General features: G+C 36.6%; 22 protein-coding genes. All 22 read right to left on the bottom strand.

Features of this window, described 5'->3' with window-relative positions; translation table 11 throughout:
• Nucleotides 1-263: 263 nt before the first annotated feature.
• Nucleotides 264-1199, bottom strand: coding sequence for a succinate--CoA ligase subunit alpha (gene sucD / locus I592_RS06500; protein WP_010781008.1), 936 nt, complete (start codon nt 1197-1199; stop codon nt 264-266).
• A gap of 1 nt (nt 1200) precedes the next feature.
• Nucleotides 1201-2334, bottom strand: coding sequence for an ATP-grasp domain-containing protein (locus tag I592_RS06495; RefSeq protein WP_010781009.1), 1134 nt, complete (start codon nt 2332-2334; stop codon nt 1201-1203).
• A 62-nt stretch (nt 2335-2396) separates the two neighbouring features.
• A complete protein-coding gene (locus I592_RS06490; RefSeq protein WP_010781010.1) occupies nt 2397-3764 on the bottom strand; it encodes an aldehyde dehydrogenase family protein in 1368 nt (455 codons plus the stop codon).
• Nucleotides 3765-3783: 19 nt separating this feature from the next.
• The gene (locus tag I592_RS06485) at nt 3784-5214 is read right to left on the bottom strand and encodes an SLC13 family permease (protein ID WP_010781011.1); all 1431 of its coding nucleotides are present in this window, start codon (nt 5212-5214) and stop codon (nt 3784-3786) included.
• Between the two features lie 205 nt (nt 5215-5419).
• The gene (locus I592_RS06480; protein WP_208856165.1) at nt 5420-6265 is read right to left on the bottom strand and encodes an IclR family transcriptional regulator; all 846 of its coding nucleotides are present in this window, start codon (nt 6263-6265) and stop codon (nt 5420-5422) included.
• Nucleotides 6241-7626, bottom strand: a complete 1386-nt coding sequence (locus tag I592_RS06475; protein ID WP_010781013.1) for an SLC13 family permease — start codon at nt 7624-7626, stop codon at nt 6241-6243. The genes I592_RS06480 and I592_RS06475 overlap by 25 nt, the downstream gene beginning before the upstream one ends.
• A gap of 36 nt (nt 7627-7662) precedes the next feature.
• Nucleotides 7663-8811: an iron-containing alcohol dehydrogenase gene (locus I592_RS06470; protein WP_010781014.1), complete on the bottom strand. Its 1149-nt coding sequence runs from the start codon at nt 8809-8811 to the stop codon at nt 7663-7665.
• 19 nt (nt 8812-8830) lie between these two features.
• Nucleotides 8831-9616 (bottom strand): sulfite exporter TauE/SafE family protein, encoded by a 786-nt coding sequence (locus I592_RS06465; protein ID WP_010781015.1) that lies wholly within the window; start codon nt 9614-9616, stop codon nt 8831-8833.
• A gap of 23 nt (nt 9617-9639) precedes the next feature.
• Nucleotides 9640-12120, bottom strand: coding sequence for a (2S)-3-sulfopropanediol dehydratase (gene hpfG / locus I592_RS06460; RefSeq protein ID WP_010781016.1), 2481 nt, complete (start codon nt 12118-12120; stop codon nt 9640-9642).
• A gap of 28 nt (nt 12121-12148) precedes the next feature.
• Nucleotides 12149-13099 (bottom strand): (2S)-3-sulfopropanediol dehydratase activating enzyme, encoded by a 951-nt coding sequence (gene hpfH, locus I592_RS06455; RefSeq protein ID WP_044926483.1) that lies wholly within the window; start codon nt 13097-13099, stop codon nt 12149-12151.
• 198 nt (nt 13100-13297) lie between these two features.
• Complete coding sequence (locus I592_RS06450; protein WP_010781018.1) at nt 13298-14401, bottom strand: response regulator transcription factor; 1104 nt, start codon at nt 14399-14401, stop codon at nt 13298-13300.
• Between the two features lie 254 nt (nt 14402-14655).
• Nucleotides 14656-15873 carry an ROK family transcriptional regulator gene (locus I592_RS06445; protein ID WP_010781019.1) on the bottom strand — a complete coding sequence of 406 codons (1218 nt, stop codon included), beginning with the start codon at nt 15871-15873 and terminating at the stop codon, nt 14656-14658.
• Nucleotides 15874-16224: 351 nt separating this feature from the next.
• The gene (locus tag I592_RS21380) at nt 16225-16398 is read right to left on the bottom strand and encodes a hypothetical protein (RefSeq protein ID WP_010781020.1); all 174 of its coding nucleotides are present in this window, start codon (nt 16396-16398) and stop codon (nt 16225-16227) included.
• Between the two features lie 648 nt (nt 16399-17046).
• On the bottom strand, nt 17047-17256 hold the full coding sequence (locus tag I592_RS06440) for a helix-turn-helix domain-containing protein (protein WP_010781021.1): 210 nt from the start codon (nt 17254-17256) through the stop codon (nt 17047-17049).
• Nucleotides 17257-17326: 70 nt separating this feature from the next.
• On the bottom strand, nt 17327-17728 hold the full coding sequence (locus I592_RS06435) for a sigma-70 family RNA polymerase sigma factor (RefSeq protein WP_010781022.1): 402 nt from the start codon (nt 17726-17728) through the stop codon (nt 17327-17329).
• Nucleotides 17729-18190: a hypothetical protein gene (locus I592_RS06430; RefSeq protein ID WP_010781023.1), complete on the bottom strand. Its 462-nt coding sequence runs from the start codon at nt 18188-18190 to the stop codon at nt 17729-17731. It lies immediately after the preceding gene.
• 123 nt (nt 18191-18313) lie between these two features.
• Nucleotides 18314-19495 carry an acetyl-CoA C-acetyltransferase gene (locus I592_RS06425; protein ID WP_010781024.1) on the bottom strand — a complete coding sequence of 394 codons (1182 nt, stop codon included), beginning with the start codon at nt 19493-19495 and terminating at the stop codon, nt 18314-18316.
• A 13-nt stretch (nt 19496-19508) separates the two neighbouring features.
• Nucleotides 19509-19727: a tautomerase family protein gene (locus I592_RS06420; RefSeq protein WP_010781025.1), complete on the bottom strand. Its 219-nt coding sequence runs from the start codon at nt 19725-19727 to the stop codon at nt 19509-19511.
• Nucleotides 19714-19956: a tautomerase family protein gene (locus I592_RS06415; protein WP_010781026.1), complete on the bottom strand. Its 243-nt coding sequence runs from the start codon at nt 19954-19956 to the stop codon at nt 19714-19716. The genes I592_RS06420 and I592_RS06415 overlap by 14 nt, the downstream gene beginning before the upstream one ends.
• A 66-nt stretch (nt 19957-20022) precedes the next feature.
• A complete protein-coding gene (locus I592_RS20705; RefSeq protein ID WP_010781027.1) occupies nt 20023-20652 on the bottom strand; it encodes a hypothetical protein in 630 nt (209 codons plus the stop codon).
• A gap of 60 nt (nt 20653-20712) precedes the next feature.
• A complete protein-coding gene (locus I592_RS06405) occupies nt 20713-21186 on the bottom strand; it encodes a tautomerase family protein (RefSeq protein WP_010781028.1) in 474 nt (157 codons plus the stop codon).
• Between the two features lie 19 nt (nt 21187-21205).
• Nucleotides 21206-22051, bottom strand: a complete 846-nt coding sequence (locus I592_RS06400) for a Cof-type HAD-IIB family hydrolase (protein WP_010781029.1) — start codon at nt 22049-22051, stop codon at nt 21206-21208.
• Nucleotides 22052-22067: the final 16 nt, after the last annotated feature.

Raw genomic sequence — 22067 nt, 5'->3', positions numbered from 1 at the left:
TTTCCTATCAAAGAAGCAGTTGACGAGTAAATACAAAAATCTCCATATGTATGCCCTCTTATCATGAGCCTTTACATATGGAGAAATTTAAAATTCTAAGTTTATATATTCACATCAATTTAACTAGTTTGACACTAAGTTTTTAATTAGTCAGGCTTTACCATTATAGAAATAAAAATCCTCATTCTTCATATTTGTTCGCATTCACAAAGAGATTTCACAAATTCAGTATCGATTATTCAGTGTTACATTTTTACAGCAAATCAAGTTTGCAAAATAGATGCATCTACTTTAGGTTCTAGAGAGCGTAATTTACCATTTGTCTGGGAATTTGTTTTTTCCATGAACTCAACAATTTTCCCGAGCGTTGGACAAACTGTGACTCCTGCATCTTCTAGCGCCTCTACTTTTGATTTTACAGTTCCCATATTTCCACTAACAATAGCTCCAGCATGACCCATTTTCTTGTTTTCAGGCGCATGCATTCCTGCAATATAAGCACAAATCGGTTTTTGTATATTTAATTCTTTGATTTTAGCTGCGGCCATTTCTTCACTAGTACCACCAATTTCTCCAATCAGTACAATAGCATCCGTCTCATCATCATTTGCAAACAGTTCCAATACATCAGCATGATCCATTCCGACAATCGAATCTCCGCCAATACCGACACAGGTAGATAAGCCGTAACCTTTAAAAGTTAAATTGGAAGCAGTTTCATGAGTGAGCGTTCCACTTCTAGAAATAATACCAATACGCCCTTTACCATAAATATCTGCAGGCATAATCCCTAATTTAGATTTCCCAGGAGCTATTACACCAATCGTATTTGGACCAACAACTTTTGCTCCTAATTTCTTCGCTTTGGTAACAATTTCTAATGTATCAAGAACAGGAACGAACTCAGTGATTATCACCAATAACTCAATTCCTGATTGTAAAGCTTGAATAGCGGCATCCTTAACAAATCTTGGAGGCGTTAATAGCATTGCCGCACGAATCTGGGGAAATTCTTTTCTCGCATCTTCAACACTCTCAAACACTGGAATTCCTTCAACCATTTCTCCGTTTTTACCGGGTGCAACACCTGCGCGTAATTTCGCTCCACTTTCAATCGTTCGTTTCGCATGAATACGACCTTGTTTCCCAGTTATACCAATGATCAACAGCTCTGTTTCCTGATTAATTAAAATACTCACTCTATTTTGCCCCCTTTAACGCTAAAAGTATTTGAACTGCTTCATCCGTCGTTCCATATTTCGCCTGCGGGAAACCGAGTTCTTTATACATACTCCAACCTTGTTCCTGATTAAATCCACGACTTTTTACTACAACTGTTTTGCTGATTCCTGATTCTTTATAAGCGCGAGTAATTCCCTCTGCCATGTCAGCACAGTTATTGATACCACCAAAGATATTAATCAAAATATAATCAGTGTTTTCATTTTCAAGTAAAATCCTCATTGCTTGGTAAGTCTTTTCGGAAGTAACTCCACCACCTAAATCAAGGAAATTATTAACTCTCCCGCCGTAATGAAAAACGGTGTCCATAGTTGCCATGCCAATTCCTGCCCCGCCTGCCATCGTACCAATATTCCCTTTAGGATCTACCTCGACATAAGTCAGATCATACTGTTCAGCTTCAATCTCTTGAAGTGACTTTTCTTGAACTGTCCGAGGAAGTATCGTGTAATCTCCTTGTCGATACAATGCATTGTCATCGATTACAAGTTTTGCATCGATAGCCATTAAGCTTTCATCCTTTAGTAACGCTAAGGGATTAATTTCAATGGTTGTAGCATCAAGCGCGAAGCATGCCTCGGATAATTTCTCAGCAATATCCACTACCAGATTCAGACGTTTTTCTGGCAGTTCAAAAATAGTGGATGCTTTTTTGAATTTCTCGGCATTAAACCCTTCTGTACAATCGAAACGCAAAAGTTTTTCTGGATCTGTTTCTGCAAGTTCTTCAATATCCATTCCACCAAAAGGAGTAAACAACATGATCATTGCTCTATTTTTTACATCAAGAGTCATTCCTAGATAATATTCTTCCTCAATAGGCAGGAATCCGCAGGCAATGACGCCTTCCATTACTTGATCATTAATCTTGATTTGTTCAATTATCTCTTTAGCTTCGATCAATTCAGCTCTTGTTTTAACGACTCGAACCGCCCCTGCTTTTCCACGCTTCCCTGACAAAATTTGCCCTTTTAAGACACACGGGTAAGGAATATCTTCTGGAATATTGTCACCGGTAAGTAAGATACTTTCATTAATTGGTATTCCAAAACGTTCTAATTGTGCTTTTCCTTCAATTTCCAAATAATCCATTAGATTTTCCTTTCTATAAATGTTCCTGCACCAAAGGGCCAAGAATCATAATTTTTCTATTTTTATTTCCAAGCTAATTCAGGATCTGGCAAATAAGATTCCTCATAAGGGTATCCCACACGAGTGATATTCATGAAGTGTTTATGGCTTAAATTACCACTAAAACTGTTATTTCCCCACGAACCACAACCAAGTGTTGTAGTTGCAACAAAGCCATTTGTGGGCGATCCTCCACCGGTTGTTCCTGCCGGTTGATTGACTACTACTCGTGAAACAGAACACTGAATAGCCGCATATTCCACATGTTCGGGTGTATTCGAATGAATCGAAATACTATGACCTTTACCTTCATAATCCAAATTTTCCATCATCATCGCCACACCTTTTTCGAAGGTATCATATGGATATAGGGTTAAAACGGGACATAGCTTTTCTCGGCACAATACATCCTCGCAGCCAACGCCACTAGCTTTTACGACTATTGCTTTTGTATTTGCAGGAACATCTATACCAATAATTTTCCCTGATTGTTCTGCGTCTAATCCAACGATATCTCGATTTAAGGGGCCTGAATTCGGGAATAATCCTTCTCTTACTTTTTCAACCTCATCCAGATCAGCAACATAAAAACCACCATGTTTTTTTATCTCTTCTATAAATAAATCCATTTTTTCTTCTGGAATGAACGCGGTCTGTTCTCCAAGACAAATTAACCCGTTGTCAAAACTGCGACCAATTAGAATTTTTTCTGCTGCCGCAGACAAATCAGCATCTCTATCTACAATACTTTGAACATTCCCCTGCCCTACTCCAAGAGATGGTTTTCCGCTAGAATATGCCGCTTTGACCATTGCCGGGCCACCTGTGGCAACTACTACATCAGACAGGCTCATTAATTCACTACTATCTTCAATAGAAACTTCTTCTAACCCTAGAACTAGATCTTCTGGGAATCCAAATTTCGAAAGTTCCTCACGAAACATCTTAACTAGCAATTTAGTACATTCAACAGCACGAGGGTGCGGAGCAAAAATGACAGAATTTCTTGTTTTCAAACCGAAAGCTGCATTGCACATCGGTGTTACTACAGGATTCGTTGATGGAATAATACAGGCAACCGTACCTAATGGTTTCGCGATTTCAAGCATTTGCCGGTTTTCTAAACGATTGATTACGCCAACAGTTTTTTCATTCTTGATACTCTCCCAGATCAAAGAAGATTTCATTCGACATTTAGTAATTTTGTCTGCCTTACTACCCATGCGAGTCTCTTCAGCAGCCATTACTCCTAATTTTTCGGCATTATCATACACAACCTTACAAATTGCGCGAGCCGCTGCGTCTGCTTGTTCTTGAGTAACAAAGGCAAATTGCTCTTGCGCTGCTTTTGAACGTTCCACTAATTCTTTTACAGTAGTTGATTTACTCATATCCTTATACTCCTCTTTTTTAATTTGTTAGGTAAGATAACTCTCCAAAGCCCGGCCAAATCTGCATTACAACATAGCCAAAGACAATTACTAATATCGTACTTGCAATTGTCATTGGCACGCCTCCTTTCAACATTTTGTTTGCATCTAATCCATAAGCTACTGGTATTGCGCGTACACTAATTGGTAATAAATACTCAGAATTATAAGCCATAACTGTGATAAACCAATATGGAATTGGGTTTAATCCCATTTTCACAGCAAAACCAAGGACGATTGGGATACTCACAGCAGAGGCAACTGTTGAATTCGTTAGCTCTGAGATAACACGAGCGAAAACAGTAAATACAATAATTGTCATGAGTCCGCCATCCAGGGACATATCGGCAACAATGTCAGCGATCGCAGATCCTGCGCCAGAATCATTTACTAATCGCCCAAGTGCCAAGCCACCACCGAATAAAAGCATCATGCCCCACATAACACCTTTTTGTGCAGTTTCCCACACTAGCATTGGCTCCTTATTTGCTGCATTGATGACAAATGATAAACTTCCAAATAGCAAGAAAATATATGCAGGAGCTAAACCTGGTAAAAGATTTGCATATAGCGGCCGCGTAAACGCTCCGATTAAAGCAATTAAGAAAAGTGCCGCACAAATTTTTTCATCACGCTTCATTATCCCTAATTCACTATAACTATTTACAAAATATTCCTTTGTACCATTTAAAGGACTTGATTTTCCATAAAGAAGTAGCATTCCTACCAGACTTATAATGGCTAATAAAATGAAGTATGGTGCAATGCGAACGATCCAATCCACATACATGAATTCATTACCAGTGTATTCTTCCAAGAATGAGATCGCAGCGATATTCATTGCCCCACCAAGTGGCGTACCCACTCCGCCCAAACCAACACCCCAGCCTATTGCGAGAAGTATAGGCACTGCATGTGTACTGGTTTCAATCTTTTCAATTCCAGCAGCGGCTAACATCGAAACAGCAATTGGTGTAAAAAGGGCACATACTGCGACATTCGGTAATATACTTGAAACCAGCATACTGGCAAGTAACCAAACCGTGATTTGAGATCTCATTGAAGGACCGATAATAGATAAAATTTTCAGTGCTACTCGTCGATCTAGCCCCGTAGAAGCCCAAGGTAAGGTTAGGAGGCTTGAGCCAAGTATCAGAATGATACTGTCAGAAGCGTATTGCGCCGTGAGTGAAGCCATAGGAACAATATTTAACAGGGCATTAACAAGGACAGGTACAAAAGCAGTGACTGTCATATGCACTGGTCGAGTCACCCACCAAAAAACCATCCAAAGCAAAACTCCTACTGCCTCTGCTCCTGGTCGTGTCAAGAAGCCAGAAAGTAGAGCGATACTTGCAACTAAAATCATAGGCCCCAACAAAATATAAACTAACCGTCGTGTCGAATTCATAATAACTCCCTTCAAAATTTAAATATTTTTTTGTTGTTTCTTTCATATTAGTAAATTACTGATAAATAACAATGCATTTTTATACTTGTTTCACTTAATACAATAAGTTATCGAAATTCGCATCTAAGTTGCAGAATACAATAACTATTTGCACAATATGCAACAAAAAAGATGCCAAAAAAAATTTGACATCTTTCGTTAACACCTATTCTGGATAATAGCCCAACTTGCTAGAAATTCTTCCTGCAGCGGTAATGACTGCTTTTGCCAATTCAATTTCTCTTTCAGGCTTACTAAGACTGCGAGCACTAGCTGAAACACTAACAGAAGCAACTGGTTCTCTACTTCGATTAAAAACTGGAGCCGCAAGTGACGCTGTTCCTTCAGTGAGTTCATTAATTAATATGCAATAACCTCTTTTTCTTGTCAGAATCAACTCTTGATTAATATCACTAATTTCTATCTTCGTCCCAAACGTATATTTTTTTAAGTTTCCGTTTTTCAAAATCGCTTGAGCTTGAATCGGTGGTAAATATGCCAAAAAAACTCTCCCCATCGCAGAGCAATACATTGGGTGTTTATGTCCCATTGGGATTAATAAATCTGTAGAATTTTCAGAGCTGCTACTAATTAGATGAACTACCTCACTTTCCTGAGGAACCGCCATATGACCGCAAACATGATACTTATAAGAAAGTCGATGGATTTCAGGAAACGAATAACGATATACGTCATTTGCTTGCAATGATCTTCCAGCCAGTGCAACAATCTCTGGACCTGGGAAGTAATAGCCAGTATATTCATCTCGTTCTAAAAAGCCTAGATCAAGCATGGTATTCAAATGACGAGAAACCGTGCTTATGTTCATATCCAGTCTTTCCGCAATATCTGAGGTTCTCTGCATAGGATTTTGCTCATCAAATGAAGATAACATTGCTAATGTTTTAACCAAACTTTTCGTATTTGACTTACGATGATTTTTTTCCACTGATTTTATCATAAAAATTTTTCCTTTCGGGATCATTTTTAAATCAATCCAAATAAATTCCATAGTGGATACATTACAAAGATAAATCCAATAAGCATGACCCCAGCTTTTAAAGACATTTGAAAAATAAAATCTTTCATCGGCATCAAACCGTATCCATACATAATTAAATTACCAGCGGATTCATATGGCATAAATAGCATTTCGCAGGAGTATAGTAGACACATACAAGCGGCCACTGGATTAATTCCAAGAGTCGCTGCAATCTGTACAAATGGTATAGCTAATCCTCCAAGCATTGCGAATGGTGTCATAAAAAAATTTGCAATCATGCCGATCAGCAAGAAAGAAACACAAACTATTAAATTACTTTTTCCTACTAACATTGGTACCGCAATTCCTGTTAAATAATCACCAAATCCCACATTTGCACCAACCACGCCAATGCCTAAACAAGTTGAAACGAAAAAGACCATTGAAAAATTAAGTGTATTTAGTGTCTTTTCTTTGCCAATTCCTATTATTGGTAGATACATCAAGAAGGGAATTATCATAAATCCGTATGCAGCAGGTAAATCAAGAAACGTTGAAGAAAATAAGTATGCTAATAAAAGAATAACCATAATTACAGCCTTCTTTTCTTTGGAACTCATCTCTCCAAGCTGCAGATACTTTTCATCGAAAAGCTTTTTACTGACATTGATTGCCATACTTTTAGTATTATAGATTTTCATCAATATAAAAATACACAAAATACAAGCAATAATAAAAAAGCCATTATATTTAAGCGATGTGAGCATAGGCATACGATAATTTGGGATCACTTCCCTAATTGCTGTTTCTAACATAGAAAAATATCCTGGATAGTACAAACAAACAGTACACCCCGTAGCGCCAATTGTCCCAGCGAAACATATCAATGATGCTTCCTTTGAAGGCTTCATATTCATTGCACTACAAACTCCATAAACAAGAGCACTTGCTACTAACCATCCATTACAAAATGTAATCAAATTAAGAATGATCCCGATAAAAAAACAGCCAAATACTGCACCTGAGTATGTTCCCCCACATTTTCTAATTACGTAGTAGGCAATACGTCGTAAAAGACCTGTTTCATCCAATACATTGCTGAAAATAAGACCTCCAAGTACCATCCAAACAGTGGTACTCGTCCACGAGGCAAAGGCTGTTTCAGCTGGAACCAACCCAGTAGTCATGTACAGGGTTGGTAAAAGGATTGCTGAAACCAATCTGGGTAACAGTTCTAATGCAATAATTAAGATAACAAATATCGTCAAAACCAAGAATAATCGTAAACTATTAGTGAAGTCATGTGAAGTTGGGATAAAAGCAACTATTAATGGAAATAATAAGCAGATAAACCATCTAAAACATTTTTTTCTATCTATCGTGATTCCCATAATCTTTATCCTTCTGTAAGTTTATTAATAATCTTTTTATAATGCTTTATGGTACAAGGCAATGATATCTTTGATAGTTGTCAATCGTGGGTTAACCGCTACGTTAGGACTTTTCATTGCATCTTCAGCCATTTCAGGAATCTTATCTTCTGTGACCCCCATTTCAGAAAGATTATTTGGAATGCCTAAGTCAGCATTAAGTTTTTTTATCTCATCAACTAACATTTGGGGATAAAAATCAGTTACTGCTTCCTTTTTTTCGCTAATAAAATTATATATTGTTTCATAGCGTCCACGATCTGCCAAAGCGTTGTACTCCAAAATAGTTGGAAGGAGAATGGCATTTGCTACACCGTGTGCAATATGGAAATACGCACTTAACGGATGGCTCATCGCATGAACATTACCTAATTTTGCCCAAGCAAATGACATTCCTGCAAAAGTAGAGCCAATCATCATGGCGCATGCGGCCTCATCATCCTGTCTATTTGCAACAAACTGGCGAAGATTTCCTCCAATCAATTTCATCGCTTTTTCTGCCATTGCATCAGTAAAGGGAGAAGCATTTTTAGACACATAAGCCTCCATTGCATGAATTAAGGCATCTATTCCACATGCTGCTGCAATTGATGCGGGCGCAGTCATAATTAATTCTGGATCTAGCAAAGCATATTTAGGTAACATTTCGTAACTAATTACAGACATCTTATAATTTCTTTCTTCATCTGTAATTACTGCTGATGCTGTTACTTCACTTCCCGAACCTGCTGTGGTTGGAATCGCAATAATCGGTACAATTGGTCCAGGAACTTTATAGAGCCCCTCGTAATCAGTGATTTTCCCACCATATGTCGCTAAAACACCAGTAGTTTTTGCAACATCCATTGAACTACCACCACCAAGAGCAACAATACTAGTAGCACCACTTTCTTTATAAAGCGTTGCTGACTCATTCACTACATCCACAGTTGGATTTGGAATTGTCCCAAGATAAGTTGTACACTTGATCTCACCCGCCTCAATGATAGCTTGAATTTTTTTTACTACTCCAAGATCTTCTAAACCACGATCAGAAATCAAGAAAACATGATCTGATTTATTCTCTTTCAGTAATTCTGGAAGTTTTTTTAAACTTCCCATTCCAAATTCAATGCTCTGAGGTACTTTAAACGTAAAATCTTTCATTTATCTCTTCCTCCGTTTTCTACACAACTGATAAAATACTTGTTACCAACATGTTGCCGCCTACAAAGAGCAATACAACATAAACGATTCGTAAGAATTGTTCTCGATTGATTTTCTTCAAGAAGCCCATTCCTAAAAAGAAACCTATAGCTGCCATTGGAAGTCCCACCAGTAATGCACTCAACATATATGGAGTAAATGCTCCACTTCTATATTGCGAAAAAGCATTCCATGTATTTAAGACAACCCATACCATGTTCATAGTATTTCTAAATTTTTCTTTCTCTTGTACTGCTTCAATTGTGTAAACAGTAATCAATGGTCCCCCGATATTAAATGCTCCATGGACTATCCCTCCAAGGATTAGACAACCATACCGAAAGATTTTCTTTCCAACCGTATCAACTTCTTCAACAGCTTCTGTTTGCCCCGATATTTTTGGTTTGATAATGTATTTGTAGATGTTCATTGATGCAATAAGCGTAACCATCGCACCAATACAAATTTTGGCAATATTCGGACTAATCGCGTAAAATAAATAATTCCCCACTAAAATTCCCGGAATACACAAACCAATGATTTTTGCTAAATCTTTCCATGAGACTTCTTTAAATGCTTTAATGCCTAAATAATATAAGAAAGGAAGGGTGATGAGAGTACCATATGGCACTCCCGCTTCCGTTCCCAACAAACCATTTGTTACAGCTGCTGCGATTACAGTACAACCAAATCCTGTACAACCCTGTACAAAAAAACCAACTATTTGCATTAATGCCACAAGGACAAAGGAAAATTCAAACGTCATTTTTTTCACCCATTCTTCTTTTTTTAGAAACTCAATTCAGTACGTTGAATCAAATCCTTTTGTAATGGTTTCCCAAGTTCAACAAAGTATGCACTATATCCAGCAACGCGCACTAACATATCTTTGTAATCCTCTGGTTTCTTCTGAGCAGCACGCATTGTCTCTGAACTCATGATATTAAACTGAACATGCATTGGATTCTTTGCCATGTACGCATCGATAAAACTAATTAAATTATCGCGACCTTCAATTCCAGATACAGCTTCTTGCGGAAAACGCAAATTCATTAGTGTTCCATTAGTAGCTAGGCTATGATCGACTTTCGCCAATGAGTTCACTAATGCAGTTGGTCCGCTTACATCGTGTGATCCCGCATCCGTATGAACTGGACCCATGTTATCCGAAATTGCTTCACCTTTTTTCCGTCCATCAACAGAGGCATTTGTATTCATTCCCATTGCTACATTTGCATTTACAGAATACACTCCAGGGCTGAACTCACCGCCTCGAACATTTTTTCTACCAGACACATGTTTGCAGTAGCATTCAAACATATATTTAAATAGATCATCTGCATAATCGTCATCGTTTCCATAATGATGAACTTTTGAACTGTTAACTAATGAATATAAGACTTCATGACCCTTCCAGTTATCTTTGACCGCCTGTAAAAGTTCCTCACCAGTGCATCGTTTTTCTTCAAATACTAACTGTTTGATTGAAGATAGTGAGTCAGCGCAAGTTGCCATCCCACTAGCTTGTGGACCCGTTCCATTGTATTTTGCTCCACCCTCAGTCAAATCTTTTCCTGATTCTAAGCAATCTTCAAAAAATGCAGAAACATATGGTAACGGTTTAAGCTCACGATGAATCGTATCAATCACATTCAGACTACTGCACATTTGGTCTGTCCAATACTCAAATTGTTGATCCACACTTTCCAAAACTTCATCAAAGTTTTTATATGTGTCCAAACTACCCGTGTCAGGTCCGAGTTGTTTTCCAGTGTTCAGGCTACGCCCACCATTAACGACCATTTCCATCATTTTTGGGGTATTGACATAGGCTGCATCATGCCAACCATATTCCTTACCTGGTAAACTAATTTCAACACATCCAACTACACAATAATCTCTAGCCTCTTCAAGTGACATTCCTTTTCGCATCATACCGTTGATCGTTGGTGCGTCGTTGAATAATTTGGGATGACCATATCCAGCTCGAATACACTCAGTAGCTTTCACTCGCAGTTCATAAGGAGTATCTTCATGCATTCTGACACAAACCCACGGATTCATCATTCGAGTGTGTGCAGATCCTTCAAGCATTAGCATAGTCAGATCATTCGTAGCGTCATTACCGTATTGATCTACACCACCAATTGTTAAACTTTCTCCTCCAAATCCGCGACCATTCCGCAACGCCATGCTTCCCTTATCTTTTAGTTTCGTAGGATTATTCATCTTCACATACTCAACTTCCAAAAGCTCAAGTGCAAATTCTTTTGTGATCTTATCACTATCAATATCTGCTTCATAGTAAGGGTATAACCATTGGTCCATTCGACCATAAGAAATAGAGTGACCATTACTTTCAACTTGAATTAACGCCGTTGCTATATTGAACAATTGTAAAGCTTGCCAGAAAGTTTTAGGCGCTCCTAACGCAAGTTGATAGCAATTTGTTGCAATTGCCTCAAGTTCTTCCTTACGTTTAGTACTTTTTTCAGATTCAGCCATCTTTTCAGCTAACTCTGCATAACGCTTGATATATGTTCTTGCTGCTTCATGCATAATAATCATAGCATCGTAGAAATCTCGTTTGTCTGCATATTCTGGATCACGCTTGCTGAGTTTTTCTAAACGCTGTTTTGCTTCATCAATTAATCCTACATAACCTATTCGCATAAGTTTTGCATAGTCAATTGCTAGATGTCCGGCTCCTGCATAGTGATAAAGATTTGTTTGGAAAATTTTCTCCCCTACTTCAGACCCTTTAGTTTGATCCTCATCAAGTCTGACATTGACCATGTCATCAATCGTCTGACCTTTCCACCAAGAGCAAAGTTCCAAAATTTCGTCTCTTTCCTCCTCATTTCTAATATAAAATTGATCATTCGGTCGCTCTTCGAATGGAGAATGCAATATTTCATCAATAATCCAATTGACAGAAAATTCAGGGTAAATCGGCGAAGCTTTAGCCGGTGCAGCAATTTCTCCTACAATCAAATCATCTTCATAAATATATAAACTTGTATTCAGTAAAATATTTTCAAAAGCATACGCACATTTCAATTTTCGAGAACACGTTTCATGTTTTTGATATGCTTCGGTCACAAGACGTAAACGTTCAACATCCACGTCATATGGTCTATCTAAAAACTTTTGTCTTAAACGATTTACGCGTGAAAAAGGTGACCAATCTTCATGATTCACTTGGTAACCCAAACTATACATTTTGTCGAACGGTTCTGTCCCTCTTGCTGCTGTGTGCTTGCTACTCATTAAAAATCCTCCTCTAATATATTAATAATTATTGTTTCTCTTTAGTTCCTACTACACAGTGAATTCCCCTACTATTCATATATTCAGCAATCTTTTCCACTTTCTTTTGAAAAGACTTCCTATTGACCTTCAATCCATCCATAGCATAAGGTATCCCCAATGCCTCATACTTTTCTACTCCTAAACGCATGAAACTAAGTAATTGGAGTGTCCTTACGCGCCCATTCAATTTATTTAAAATAAAATCAGCTGTAGCTTCAATATTATCCATATCATCATTAAATTCCGGGATCACTGGGATTCTCAAAATCAGCTCCCTATCAAGTTCAGTTAATTTGATCAAATTTTTTAAGATTAATTCATTGCCTACTCCTGTACGTTTCCGGTGAATCTTAGTATCCATATGTTTGATATCTGATATCCATATATCGGTGTCTGGGAGAAGCATCTCTACGTTTCGCCAATTTGAATAGAACGTAGTCTCAAAACAAGTTTGAATATTTTCTTTTTTGCATTCGAAAAATAGCTCGGCAACAAAATCACTTTGCAATAATGCTTCCCCACCAGAAACAGTAACGCCACCGCTGGAACGTTCATAATACTCTTTATCCTTCCGAATAATATGCATACACTCATCAACGGACATTTCTTCGCCCCATTGCTTAATCGCATCTGAAGGACAGGCATTAGCAAGCGCAGTACAATTTTTACAAATTTTTGAATCGATTGAGGCTAACTTTCCTTTTTGAAAGGTGAGGGAATTTTCATCATTTTCAGTCAGCAGACATAGACCGCACTTATTTTTTGAAATACACTTTTTCTTGTAAACACCAACCTCGATTTGGGTGGACCAGCTTTCTGGATTTCCACACCAATCACATCTCATCGGACAGCCTTTCAAAAAAATTTCCGTCCGTAATCCAGGACCATCGTGAAGAGTAAAACGTTGTATATTAAAGACAATACCCTGTTTAGACAACACATTACCTTCCTCCATTATTTAGTGAAGCGCTTTTATGTTCACATTTTAACAAAGTCATAGTTAACGATATATCGGGTTTTCGTATTATTTATCTATAAGGAATGTTCCCTATATAAATGGTAATTATAGAATCATTTTCATGAAAAAAAGCCTTAGACATTTGTCTAGGCTTTTATGCAATCGGATAATGGTAACTTATTTTTTACTATCAAATAGTTGTGACAACTCATATCTACTATTTACTTTGCATTTGCAGTATATATTTTGTACATGTTTCTTAACCGTATGATAACTGATCACTAATTTATTGGCAATGTCCTTATAAGTTAGTCCCTTACACAATAATTCAGCTATTTTAAATTCAGTCTTGGTTAATGGTAAATTATCATTTAATTCTTTAGAAAAATTCTGTTCCTCTTTTTTCGAGATAGTTATCCAATGATACCTGTCGATAATACCATTCGAGTATGTCTGATCATAATTGTAAATTTTAAAAACTAAATTATGAACAATTCTTGTTCTAACAGCCGTGGAACTATTTGGTTTTTCCTCTCCCAACAAAAAAGGAAGCCAACTACAAGGTTCTGTGTCACTGATTTGATCAATCGCTGTGGAGCCCAGAATATCCTTCAGATAATCAATTGCTGCCTGACTGTAACTCATTACATTGGTAAAATCGTCGGTGATTAAATACGCCTTCTCCCCCGATACAATAATTTTATTTTGAATCGTTTGTATTATTTTAGATTGTTCATATTTTTTAAAATTCTTATATGAGTTAGCTAAATAAACATAGATACCTCTTAGTTCCTTGATTTCTTGCTTAGTGAAATCACCTTCTGCTGAATTTTTGAAGAAAATGACTTGAATATAGGCGTTAATGCCAAAAGCCATTGTTACACTATAATGCTGCTCAAAGTTTTTTTCGATAAAGCGAACATATGATGACTCTTGATACCCATCTAATCCAAGAACATCGGTTGATTTATATAATCTGGGAGTAACATCAAAATAAGTAAGATGATCTTTTATAGCTTCATTGAAGACCTGTTGCTTTATCTTATCCTCCTCAACAAATGTGCGATAAGGATGGTCCTTATCATTTACTGACTGGCCCTCCCAATTAGTCCACGACAGAAATCTACCTTCTGTATCGTAATAAGAAATGAGCACCCTATCCCACCCAAAATTTTTCTCTAAGTATTCTAAGAGAGTGGTGCTAAAAAACTCACGCGCATTTATCTGATATTCCGAAATCTCAGAAAAAAAATCGGTTTGTTCATTTTTATCTACGTCCATATACAATCACCCTTCAAAAATACTTTCAGATAACAAGCTCTCCATTTTTCAAAATGGACTAAATCCATAATTAAAATAAAATTAGAGGTCAATTATATTTTAAGCTAAATGAGCGCCAATTTAAATAATTTTTTTTGGGAGGCAATTTGGTTTCAAAAAATATGTATGTGCCAAACTGATAAAGATATGTAAAAAAGAAAGTAGGATTTAAAAACCATACTTTCCTTTGAATAAATTATCACTACAAAAAACTGTTAATTAAACTCATATAGGTTTTTCATGCCTTCAATATATGCAACTGCATATCCGGCCAAATAAGATTCATTATTACTAATTGAACTTTTTTGTGTAACTGTTGGTAACTCTTCAGATATCAATTTCAGCTCATTCTCTAGGTAAGTATAGAGAATCGTTGCAACATTAGTCGAAAAGAAAAGGTATATTTTTTCTAAATCCAGTAGATTTTTATAATCATAAAGGCGATGCGCTAGTATTCTCATTTTTTGTTTAAATAATTTTTCAATGATTATTTCCTTATACAACAAAGCTTGATAGATACCAGGCATTGTCAGCTTTTTTATATCCCCATTTACTAAGTCAAATAAATATGGTAGCTGAAACTCATTCCAATACGGTCGAATTTCCTCAATGATGAAGTCCAAAGAGATAATTTCTTCTAGAGTTACTTGCTTTGAATTCTGTAAATTTGAATAAAATCCACTCACTATTGATCGACCAATCTCTCCAGCTTGCCCGTGAACTCCTCGATATAGATGATCTGAAAATACGATTGCGCTACCTAATCCCGGTCCAATTTTTACATATAGAAAAGAATTGATTTCTGCAAATGGATAATATAATGATTCAGCCATCGCTAAAGCTCTGACATTATTCTCTAAATAGACTTCAATATCAAATGTAACTTGAAGAAATTTTTTAAGCTTTTTTCTATCTTTCAAAATAGGCGGTATTTCCAAATGATTATGCTCGTAATAGCTCTTTCTTCCAACCATCGCAACCCCGCAAGCAAGAAAACTCTCCATAGATATTGTTAGAGAATTAAGCAGTTTATTAATATTTTCTTCTATTGAATCTAGAAACTCTTTCAAAACAAATTGATCCGATCGCAAAGTATCAAACGGATATGATGTGCTTCCAATAGTATGTCCATCGATTGTAGAAATACCAATACTTATCATGTCGGCTTCTATGTCAAGACCAAGTAGATGCCAATGAGAATTATTTAAATCAATAAGTATTTCCTTTCTTCCTGCCCGATTTTCTTTTTCCTCCATCTCTCCAATCTCAAGTAAAATATCCATCTTTAATAACTCTGTAGTAAGCTGTGTGATACTTGCACGAGTAAGAATTAATTTATCAGCAATTACTTTGCGAGATAAAGGTCCCTCCGTTCTCAGCAAGTCAATTATTTTTAACTGGTTTTCTACTTTTCCAGATTTTTTTCCGTTCATAATCATATAACTCCAATAATTAATTTTTTTTATTAACCAATAGAATTATATCACATGTTTCCTATCTATCGTATAAATTGAAATAATAGATTACTCCATAAGGGATATCTACTATTTTTCTCATTAGAAAATATTTGCAATCTGTAAGAACTCAAGAAGAGATTCTAAAGATTCCTATGGTCCTCGATTTCTATCATTGAACTCGCAATGCAAGTCCAGAGAAAAAAAGCAAACGGATTGTTCAAATAATAAACAATCCGTTGTTTTTTAAAGAGAATATTTAAAACCCTCTACTTTAAAATCTCCAAAAATACATTATGTATATTTTAACAATTTCCTTAAGTCCTTATTTTATTTTTTGAACTCCGTTTTTTTATATTCATTATCTCTTTCGCACTGAGCCATCTTTTCGGCTTGTCTTGCATTCAATACATTCGAAACAAACGATCCATAGTATAGTCTTTTCAACTCAATTTCAATTCGTAATTGATCTATTTCAGCTTCAGTTAATTTTCTTTTGGACATAAATAAAACCTCCTAAAAAAGTCCTTTAGCAGCAAACCAACAGACCACATAAATTAGTGATCATTATTGAATCATACCGCCTTGAGTATGCTCAAGGTCAAGGGTTTTCGAGGAAATCTTTTTAACTTTATCTGCATTTTTCCAATTGACTAAATGACAATTATTCTTTAAAATAGTAGGCACATGGTAGGAATAACTAAATAAAAAAAGGCACTTGGTTTCTAGCGCCAACTAGATCACCAAGCCCTGATTAAGTCAATGAACCTGACCAATCAAGTTGCCCTTAGTCAATGTACGACATTGACATAGATTATTTTACTCAATTTCAAGAGAAATATCTAGTGCTTTTTTCTCTAGTTTTCTCTGTAATTTTAATTGATTAAAAATCACAGGAGTTTTCGTCTCCTGTTTATTAAGGCTAAGCAACAGTATTGGTAGGATACCAATACTGTTTTTTTGTTGGTTTTCCTATCATGCTTTTGCAGAGTATAAAAAATTCTCTTAATTCGTGTATTGCTCCACAACATATGGATATAAGAAATCTTTTTACTCTGCTCCTTTATATGTAATAATACGGATAACTATGTCACAGTTAAAAAGATTCAATGAGCAGCAACTCACTGAATCTTACACCAATGATCTAAAGCATTAGCATGGTGGAATCAGTTCAAATTGACGAACTGCTTTAATGAAGCGTTCCGCGAGTATTTGGTAACAATCTTCATCAATAAAACCATAGGAATTCTTAGAGAGCTTTAGCAACAGGTTTCTAAATTGCTCTAAAAGTTTTTCCATTGACTCTTCATCGCCTTGCTGAGCTTTTACTAACATTGGGACTAGATTGACATAGTTTTCCATATTTTTCACTCCTCCAGAATTAGTTTTTACAGAACTAATTCTGGGGGAGCTCTTTTTTGATTGTTCGAACTTATGGGCCGATGGTCAAAAATTTTTCTAATTTCTTTATGGCTTTTCGACGTTGCTTTGATACCGCTTGACTGCTAATACCAAGCTCTTTTGCGATCGACGGATCTTTCCACCCTTCTACATATCGTTTATATATGATCAGCTTTTGTCTAGCTGTTAATTTAGAAATAGCGTTTGAAAGATTATCATCCTCAATATAGTCCTCTAGATTGCTGTAACTTCCTTTAGGTATTGTTTCCATTAATTCAACATTTTGATACTGAACGTTATTCAGCAAGTTTTCGTCATGGATTATATCAATCCCTTTTTTCTTACCATCACGAATATAATTAAGCTTTTCATTGATCATTGCTTTTTGAATATAGCGGACAAACATGGCATTCATGGCATTTTCATCTTGCATCTATACGTTCCCCCTCTTATATTGCCAGTATCCTCGATAAGCCTTTTCTATGGAAAAGTTGCTTGATTCGTTTATTCTTGGAAGAATATTATTCCTGAAATTTTTATATTGAATGTTTAAATCGTAATCATGGATCAGCTTTTCATAAATTTCTTTCGCACTAATTGGAACTGGTGAAGCCTTCAAAATTTCCCTAACATATCCTGCGACTCGTTCAAAAGCCACTCGATTATTTTTCTTTGTGTGTGATGGGTAGTTTACTTTTACCAATAAGGTTTCTGGATTCTTTTTATGGATCGCTTTTGTTGCGGAAGGCGGTATGAGGGCATCAATATTAGTATCTTTTCGCAAATTATCTAATCGGTATTTCAAATCATAATATTGTTGACTAAGCTCCCTTCTTTCAGCAATGATTCCCTGCATTAATTCATAAATAACTTCTATTTCTTTTTCTGCATTCATTGGCTATCCTTTCTTTTTAGTTATAAATAAACAAACTTCTAAGCTATAAAAATGAAACCCTCTTAGACAAAAAAATAGAAAGTGACAATTCAAAGAATCATCACTTTCTAAAAAATTTGACTATTAGTCTCTACGGATAATGGTAGAGCATCCCATTCCTCCACCAACACATAATGCGGCCAATCCAATTCTAGTGTCCCTTCGAATCATTTCATGGATCAACGACACGAGGATTCGGCAACCAGAGGCGCCAAGAGGATGGCCTAAAGCAATTGCTCCACCATTTACATTGACAAGCTCTTGCCTCAAACCAAGCTCCCTGATTACTGCGATCGACTGTGCGGCGAAGGCTTCATTCAATTCTACAAGTTCAATATCATCAATCGTTAAACCTGTTTTCGATAAAACTTTTCTCGTAGAATCTACAGGACCGATTCCCATAATTGAAGGCTCTACTCCCGCTAACTCACCAGCTTCCCAATAAGCCAAAATAGGGATATCCATCTCGATTGCCTTTTCCTCACTCATCAAAAGGACTGCAGCAGCTCCATCGCTGATTCCTGAAGAGTTTCCTGCGGTGACTTTTCCATCTTTCATAAAGACTGGACGCAATTTTCCTAATTTTTCCAACGTAGTATCTTTCCTAATACTCTCATCCTCACTAAATAAGTGATTTGCTCTTTTTGTTTTAATTTCAAAAGGAAGAATTTCCTCAACGAACTTTTTTTCTTCAATCGCCCTTACTGCATTCGATTGACTGGTGAACACGAACTGATCGAGTTCTTCCCTACTCAATTCCCATTTTTCTGCAATATTTTCTGCCGTTACACCCATGTGATAATCATTGAAGGCATCTTCTAATCCATCCTTGATCATGGAATCAACTATTTCTCCAGAACCAAGCCTGTAACCATATCTAGCTTTTGGTAGAAGATAAGGACTTGCAGACATATTTTCCATCCCACCAGCAACAATGATCTCTGAATGGCCTGCGGCAATAAATTTCGCTGCCATATTCACCGTCTGCAATCCTGAACCACAAAGTACATTAATCGTAGTTGCTGGTTTATGAAAGGGAACTCCTGCTTTCATCGCTGCTTGTCGCGCCACATTTTGCCCTTGTCCAGCTTGAAAGACACAGCCCATAAAAACTTCATCCACTAGGTCAGGAGTGATATTACTTTTATCAATCGCCCCTCTAATGACATGACTACCAAGATCAGTCACAGGAGTGTCGCTCAATGATCCTCCCATCGAACCGATTGGTGTTCGCACGGCACTGGTTATTACTACTTTTCTATTCATGGTATCCTCCATTTCACATCTGATGCTTGCGACTCAACGTGTCAAAATCAGGATGGTTTCTTGTAAACCCACCTCTTCCCCATGACTCATTCCCTACTTCTTGGATGACGACAGATATTTTTTCAGGTGGAATGTTTAGTAGATCATAGGTTTTTTTCGTCAGATCAAAGATCAATTTCTCTTTTTGCTCTTTCGTGCTTTTGCTCATAAGCTCCACTTTAATTACGGGCATAATCATTATCCTCCAATGTCTTAACACGAGATTTCTCTAACCAATCGTCATCCGTTCCAACGGCACCTGCCTGACCCCAATTTTCACTAGGAATCTCATTGATGAATACGGTGATCTCATCAAGCGGTTCTTGAAAGCTTTCTGATATGACGGAGGTACACTCCCTGATCCATGCTTTCTTATTTTCAGATGAAATACCTTTCCATCCATATATTTGTACTATTGACATCGATTCATTCTCCCATCTTGAATAATGCATCTTAATCCCAAATTCTGAGATTAAGATGCAAAATAGTTAACCTACTTTACGGTATTCAAATGTATTTAGTCCGTCTTTGATATGGTCATGTCCGGCTTCTTTGATAATTTTCTGATATTCAGGAGTCAAGAAGCTGTTTCGATACTCATCAGGATCACCTTCAAACTCAGTAACGAATAGAACTCCAGGTGTGGATGATAGTAAGCTGTGGAATGCAACAAAAGACTTCACTTTCTCATTTCGACCAACAAAATCGAAAATGGTTCTTTCACGCCAATCCAAGTATTCTTCAATACCAGACAATGGCACTTCAATGTGGCGTAATTGCATAAATGAACTAGTTGGCAGCAAGTTTTCACGCGGCGCAACTTGTTTCACTAAGGCAACAATTTCCTGATGAAGATCACTATCCAGGTATTCTGAAATGTCATCAACAAACTGAAGAAACGCTTCACTTTCGATGAAATCCTGAGCATCGTTAAACTGATTGATTTTGTAAAGTAAAACCAAGGTATTCTTTTGAATCGCTTGATAAAGAACAGACTCTGGAAGGATTTTTTTCGCTTCACTATTGTTCCAAATTTCTACAATTCCTTCACTTCTGTTTGGTAAAAATTCAAATTCGGTCACGACTAAATAAGGGGCTTCATTTTTAACTAATTTCATTTTTCATTCTCCTAATCGGTTTTTTCCTTATATTGCTCCACAACATATGGATATAATTTTTTATCTATTTCTGCTTCTGTCCAAAAATTCTTCATCAATTCCCGACACACCATTTTGAATCCAATTCGATGGGTCCATATCTCTTATTAAAATAAGAACATTGTCACCAGACACATGATATTCTTTTTTAAAAAAATCAGTGATTTTATATCCTAAAATAGATTTTTCGTTAACGGAAAAATTACGCCAGATATCCAATTCGACTAATATCAAGTCCTCCTCACTGACGGTTCCGCTAAAATAACTAGCCTCAAATAATCCATCCACTTTTCTGCTATCGCTGCTGAAAGTTGAACTTGTTGGTGACACACCTGATCTTGCAAAATTCTCTTTATCCCCTGTTTGTACTAAGACTTGCACCTTATCAGGAGCGACTTTTAATTCACTAACAGTCAATTTTGTGATCGTTAGACTGATTTTTTCTTTCTCTTCTTTATTAAGAGGTAAAGAAGTTGTAATGGTAAAAAACGGCATAGACGATTCTCCTTATCTTTTAAAAGTTACATAAAAATCTTTCTTCATTCATTACTAATTGTTCCAGAACAAAAGAAACGCCATCATCATCATTGCTTTTAGTGACATACTTGGCAACGTCCTTCAATTCTTTACAGGCATTATCCATCGCCACCCCGAAATAAGTTCCTGCGATCATTTCAAGATCGTTATAACTATCCCCAAAACTGATGACTTCCGAATCCGGATCGATTCCAAGTATCCGTGACAGTTCAATGACCGCTTGTCCTTTAGAAGTATCCGGAGCAAGAAACTGCAGCATCCATTTATTTTTGATCCAAGGAATGAGTACATAATCAAATTGATCATGATAGTGAATTTTCATCATGTCTAAATACTCTTCTAGCTTTTCTTTCTCATCAATCAGCAGTAACGAAAGTGGTTCTTCCGTGACACTGAAAGATTTTGGAAAAATGGATAGATCAATTCCTAGTTCTTTTGCGTATGTTGTACTAAGAACGTGTTCTCTGAGGATATAAACTTGATTTTCGTAGTTAATGTGCAGAAGCGCTCCATTTTCTTGACTAAAAGAAAACACCTCATCAACGATAGTTTTTGGTACAGTTCTTTTTGATAAAACTTCTCCTGTTTTTAAGTTTTTAATCAAGCCACCATTATGGGTAATGACTAACCCGTCTGAATTTATATGTTCAAGATGTTTCTCCACTGCCGATTCCATCCGACCAGTCGCAAAAACGATCTTTATATTATTTTCAGAAAACTTATTGATAGATTCAATTGTTTGTTCACTAAGCTGATGTTGACTATTTAACGTCGTGCCATCCATGTCAAACGCAGCTAGTTTAAATTTACTTTTTCTTTCCACTCTTTTTCTCTCCTAA

Source organism: Enterococcus gilvus ATCC BAA-350 (genome assembly GCF_000407545.1).
In the GTDB taxonomy this organism is placed as follows: domain Bacteria; phylum Bacillota; class Bacilli; order Lactobacillales; family Enterococcaceae; genus Enterococcus_A; species Enterococcus_A gilvus.
Note: the sequence above shows the minus strand (reverse complement) of the source record. Positions and strands in the feature narration are given on the sequence as shown.

What these genes read in the sequence shown, in the direction of transcription:
- I592_RS06430 (WP_010781023.1), bottom strand. Translation starts at nt 18,190, where the DNA reads ATGAATGCAGAAAAAGAAATAGAAGTTATTTATGAATTAATGCAGGGA.
- I592_RS06415 (WP_010781026.1), bottom strand. Translation starts at nt 19,956, where the DNA reads ATGTCAATAGTACAAATATATGGATGGAAAGGTATTTCATCTGAAAAT.
- I592_RS06435 (WP_010781022.1), bottom strand. Translation starts at nt 17,728, where the DNA reads ATGCAAGATGAAAATGCCATGAATGCCATGTTTGTCCGCTATATTCAA.
- I592_RS06450 (WP_010781018.1), bottom strand. Translation starts at nt 14,401, where the DNA reads ATGGACGTAGATAAAAATGAACAAACCGATTTTTTTTCTGAGATTTCG.
- I592_RS20705 (WP_010781027.1), bottom strand. Translation starts at nt 20,652, where the DNA reads ATGAAATTAGTTAAAAATGAAGCCCCTTATTTAGTCGTGACCGAATTT.
- I592_RS06470 (WP_010781014.1), bottom strand. Translation starts at nt 8,811, where the DNA reads ATGAAAGATTTTACGTTTAAAGTACCTCAGAGCATTGAATTTGGAATG.
- I592_RS06465 (WP_010781015.1), bottom strand. Translation starts at nt 9,616, where the DNA reads ATGACGTTTGAATTTTCCTTTGTCCTTGTGGCATTAATGCAAATAGTT.
- I592_RS06405 (WP_010781028.1), bottom strand. Translation starts at nt 21,186, where the DNA reads ATGCCGTTTTTTACCATTACAACTTCTTTACCTCTTAATAAAGAAGAG.
- I592_RS06445 (WP_010781019.1), bottom strand. Translation starts at nt 15,873, where the DNA reads ATGAACGGAAAAAAATCTGGAAAAGTAGAAAACCAGTTAAAAATAATT.
- I592_RS06475 (WP_010781013.1), bottom strand. Translation starts at nt 7,626, where the DNA reads ATGGGAATCACGATAGATAGAAAAAAATGTTTTAGATGGTTTATCTGC.
- I592_RS21380 (WP_010781020.1), bottom strand. Translation starts at nt 16,398, where the DNA reads ATGTCCAAAAGAAAATTAACTGAAGCTGAAATAGATCAATTACGAATT.
- I592_RS06420 (WP_010781025.1), bottom strand. Translation starts at nt 19,727, where the DNA reads ATGCCCGTAATTAAAGTGGAGCTTATGAGCAAAAGCACGAAAGAGCAA.
- I592_RS06490 (WP_010781010.1), bottom strand. Translation starts at nt 3,764, where the DNA reads ATGAGTAAATCAACTACTGTAAAAGAATTAGTGGAACGTTCAAAAGCA.
- hpfG (WP_010781016.1), bottom strand. Translation starts at nt 12,120, where the DNA reads ATGAGTAGCAAGCACACAGCAGCAAGAGGGACAGAACCGTTCGACAAA.
- I592_RS06495 (WP_010781009.1), bottom strand. Translation starts at nt 2,334, where the DNA reads ATGGATTATTTGGAAATTGAAGGAAAAGCACAATTAGAACGTTTTGGA.
- I592_RS06485 (WP_010781011.1), bottom strand. Translation starts at nt 5,214, where the DNA reads ATGAATTCGACACGACGGTTAGTTTATATTTTGTTGGGGCCTATGATT.
- I592_RS06425 (WP_010781024.1), bottom strand. Translation starts at nt 19,495, where the DNA reads ATGAATAGAAAAGTAGTAATAACCAGTGCCGTGCGAACACCAATCGGT.
- I592_RS06480 (WP_208856165.1), bottom strand. Translation starts at nt 6,265, where the DNA reads ATGGAATTTATTTGGATTGATTTAAAAATGATCCCGAAAGGAAAAATT.
- I592_RS06440 (WP_010781021.1), bottom strand. Translation starts at nt 17,256, where the DNA reads ATGGAAAACTATGTCAATCTAGTCCCAATGTTAGTAAAAGCTCAGCAA.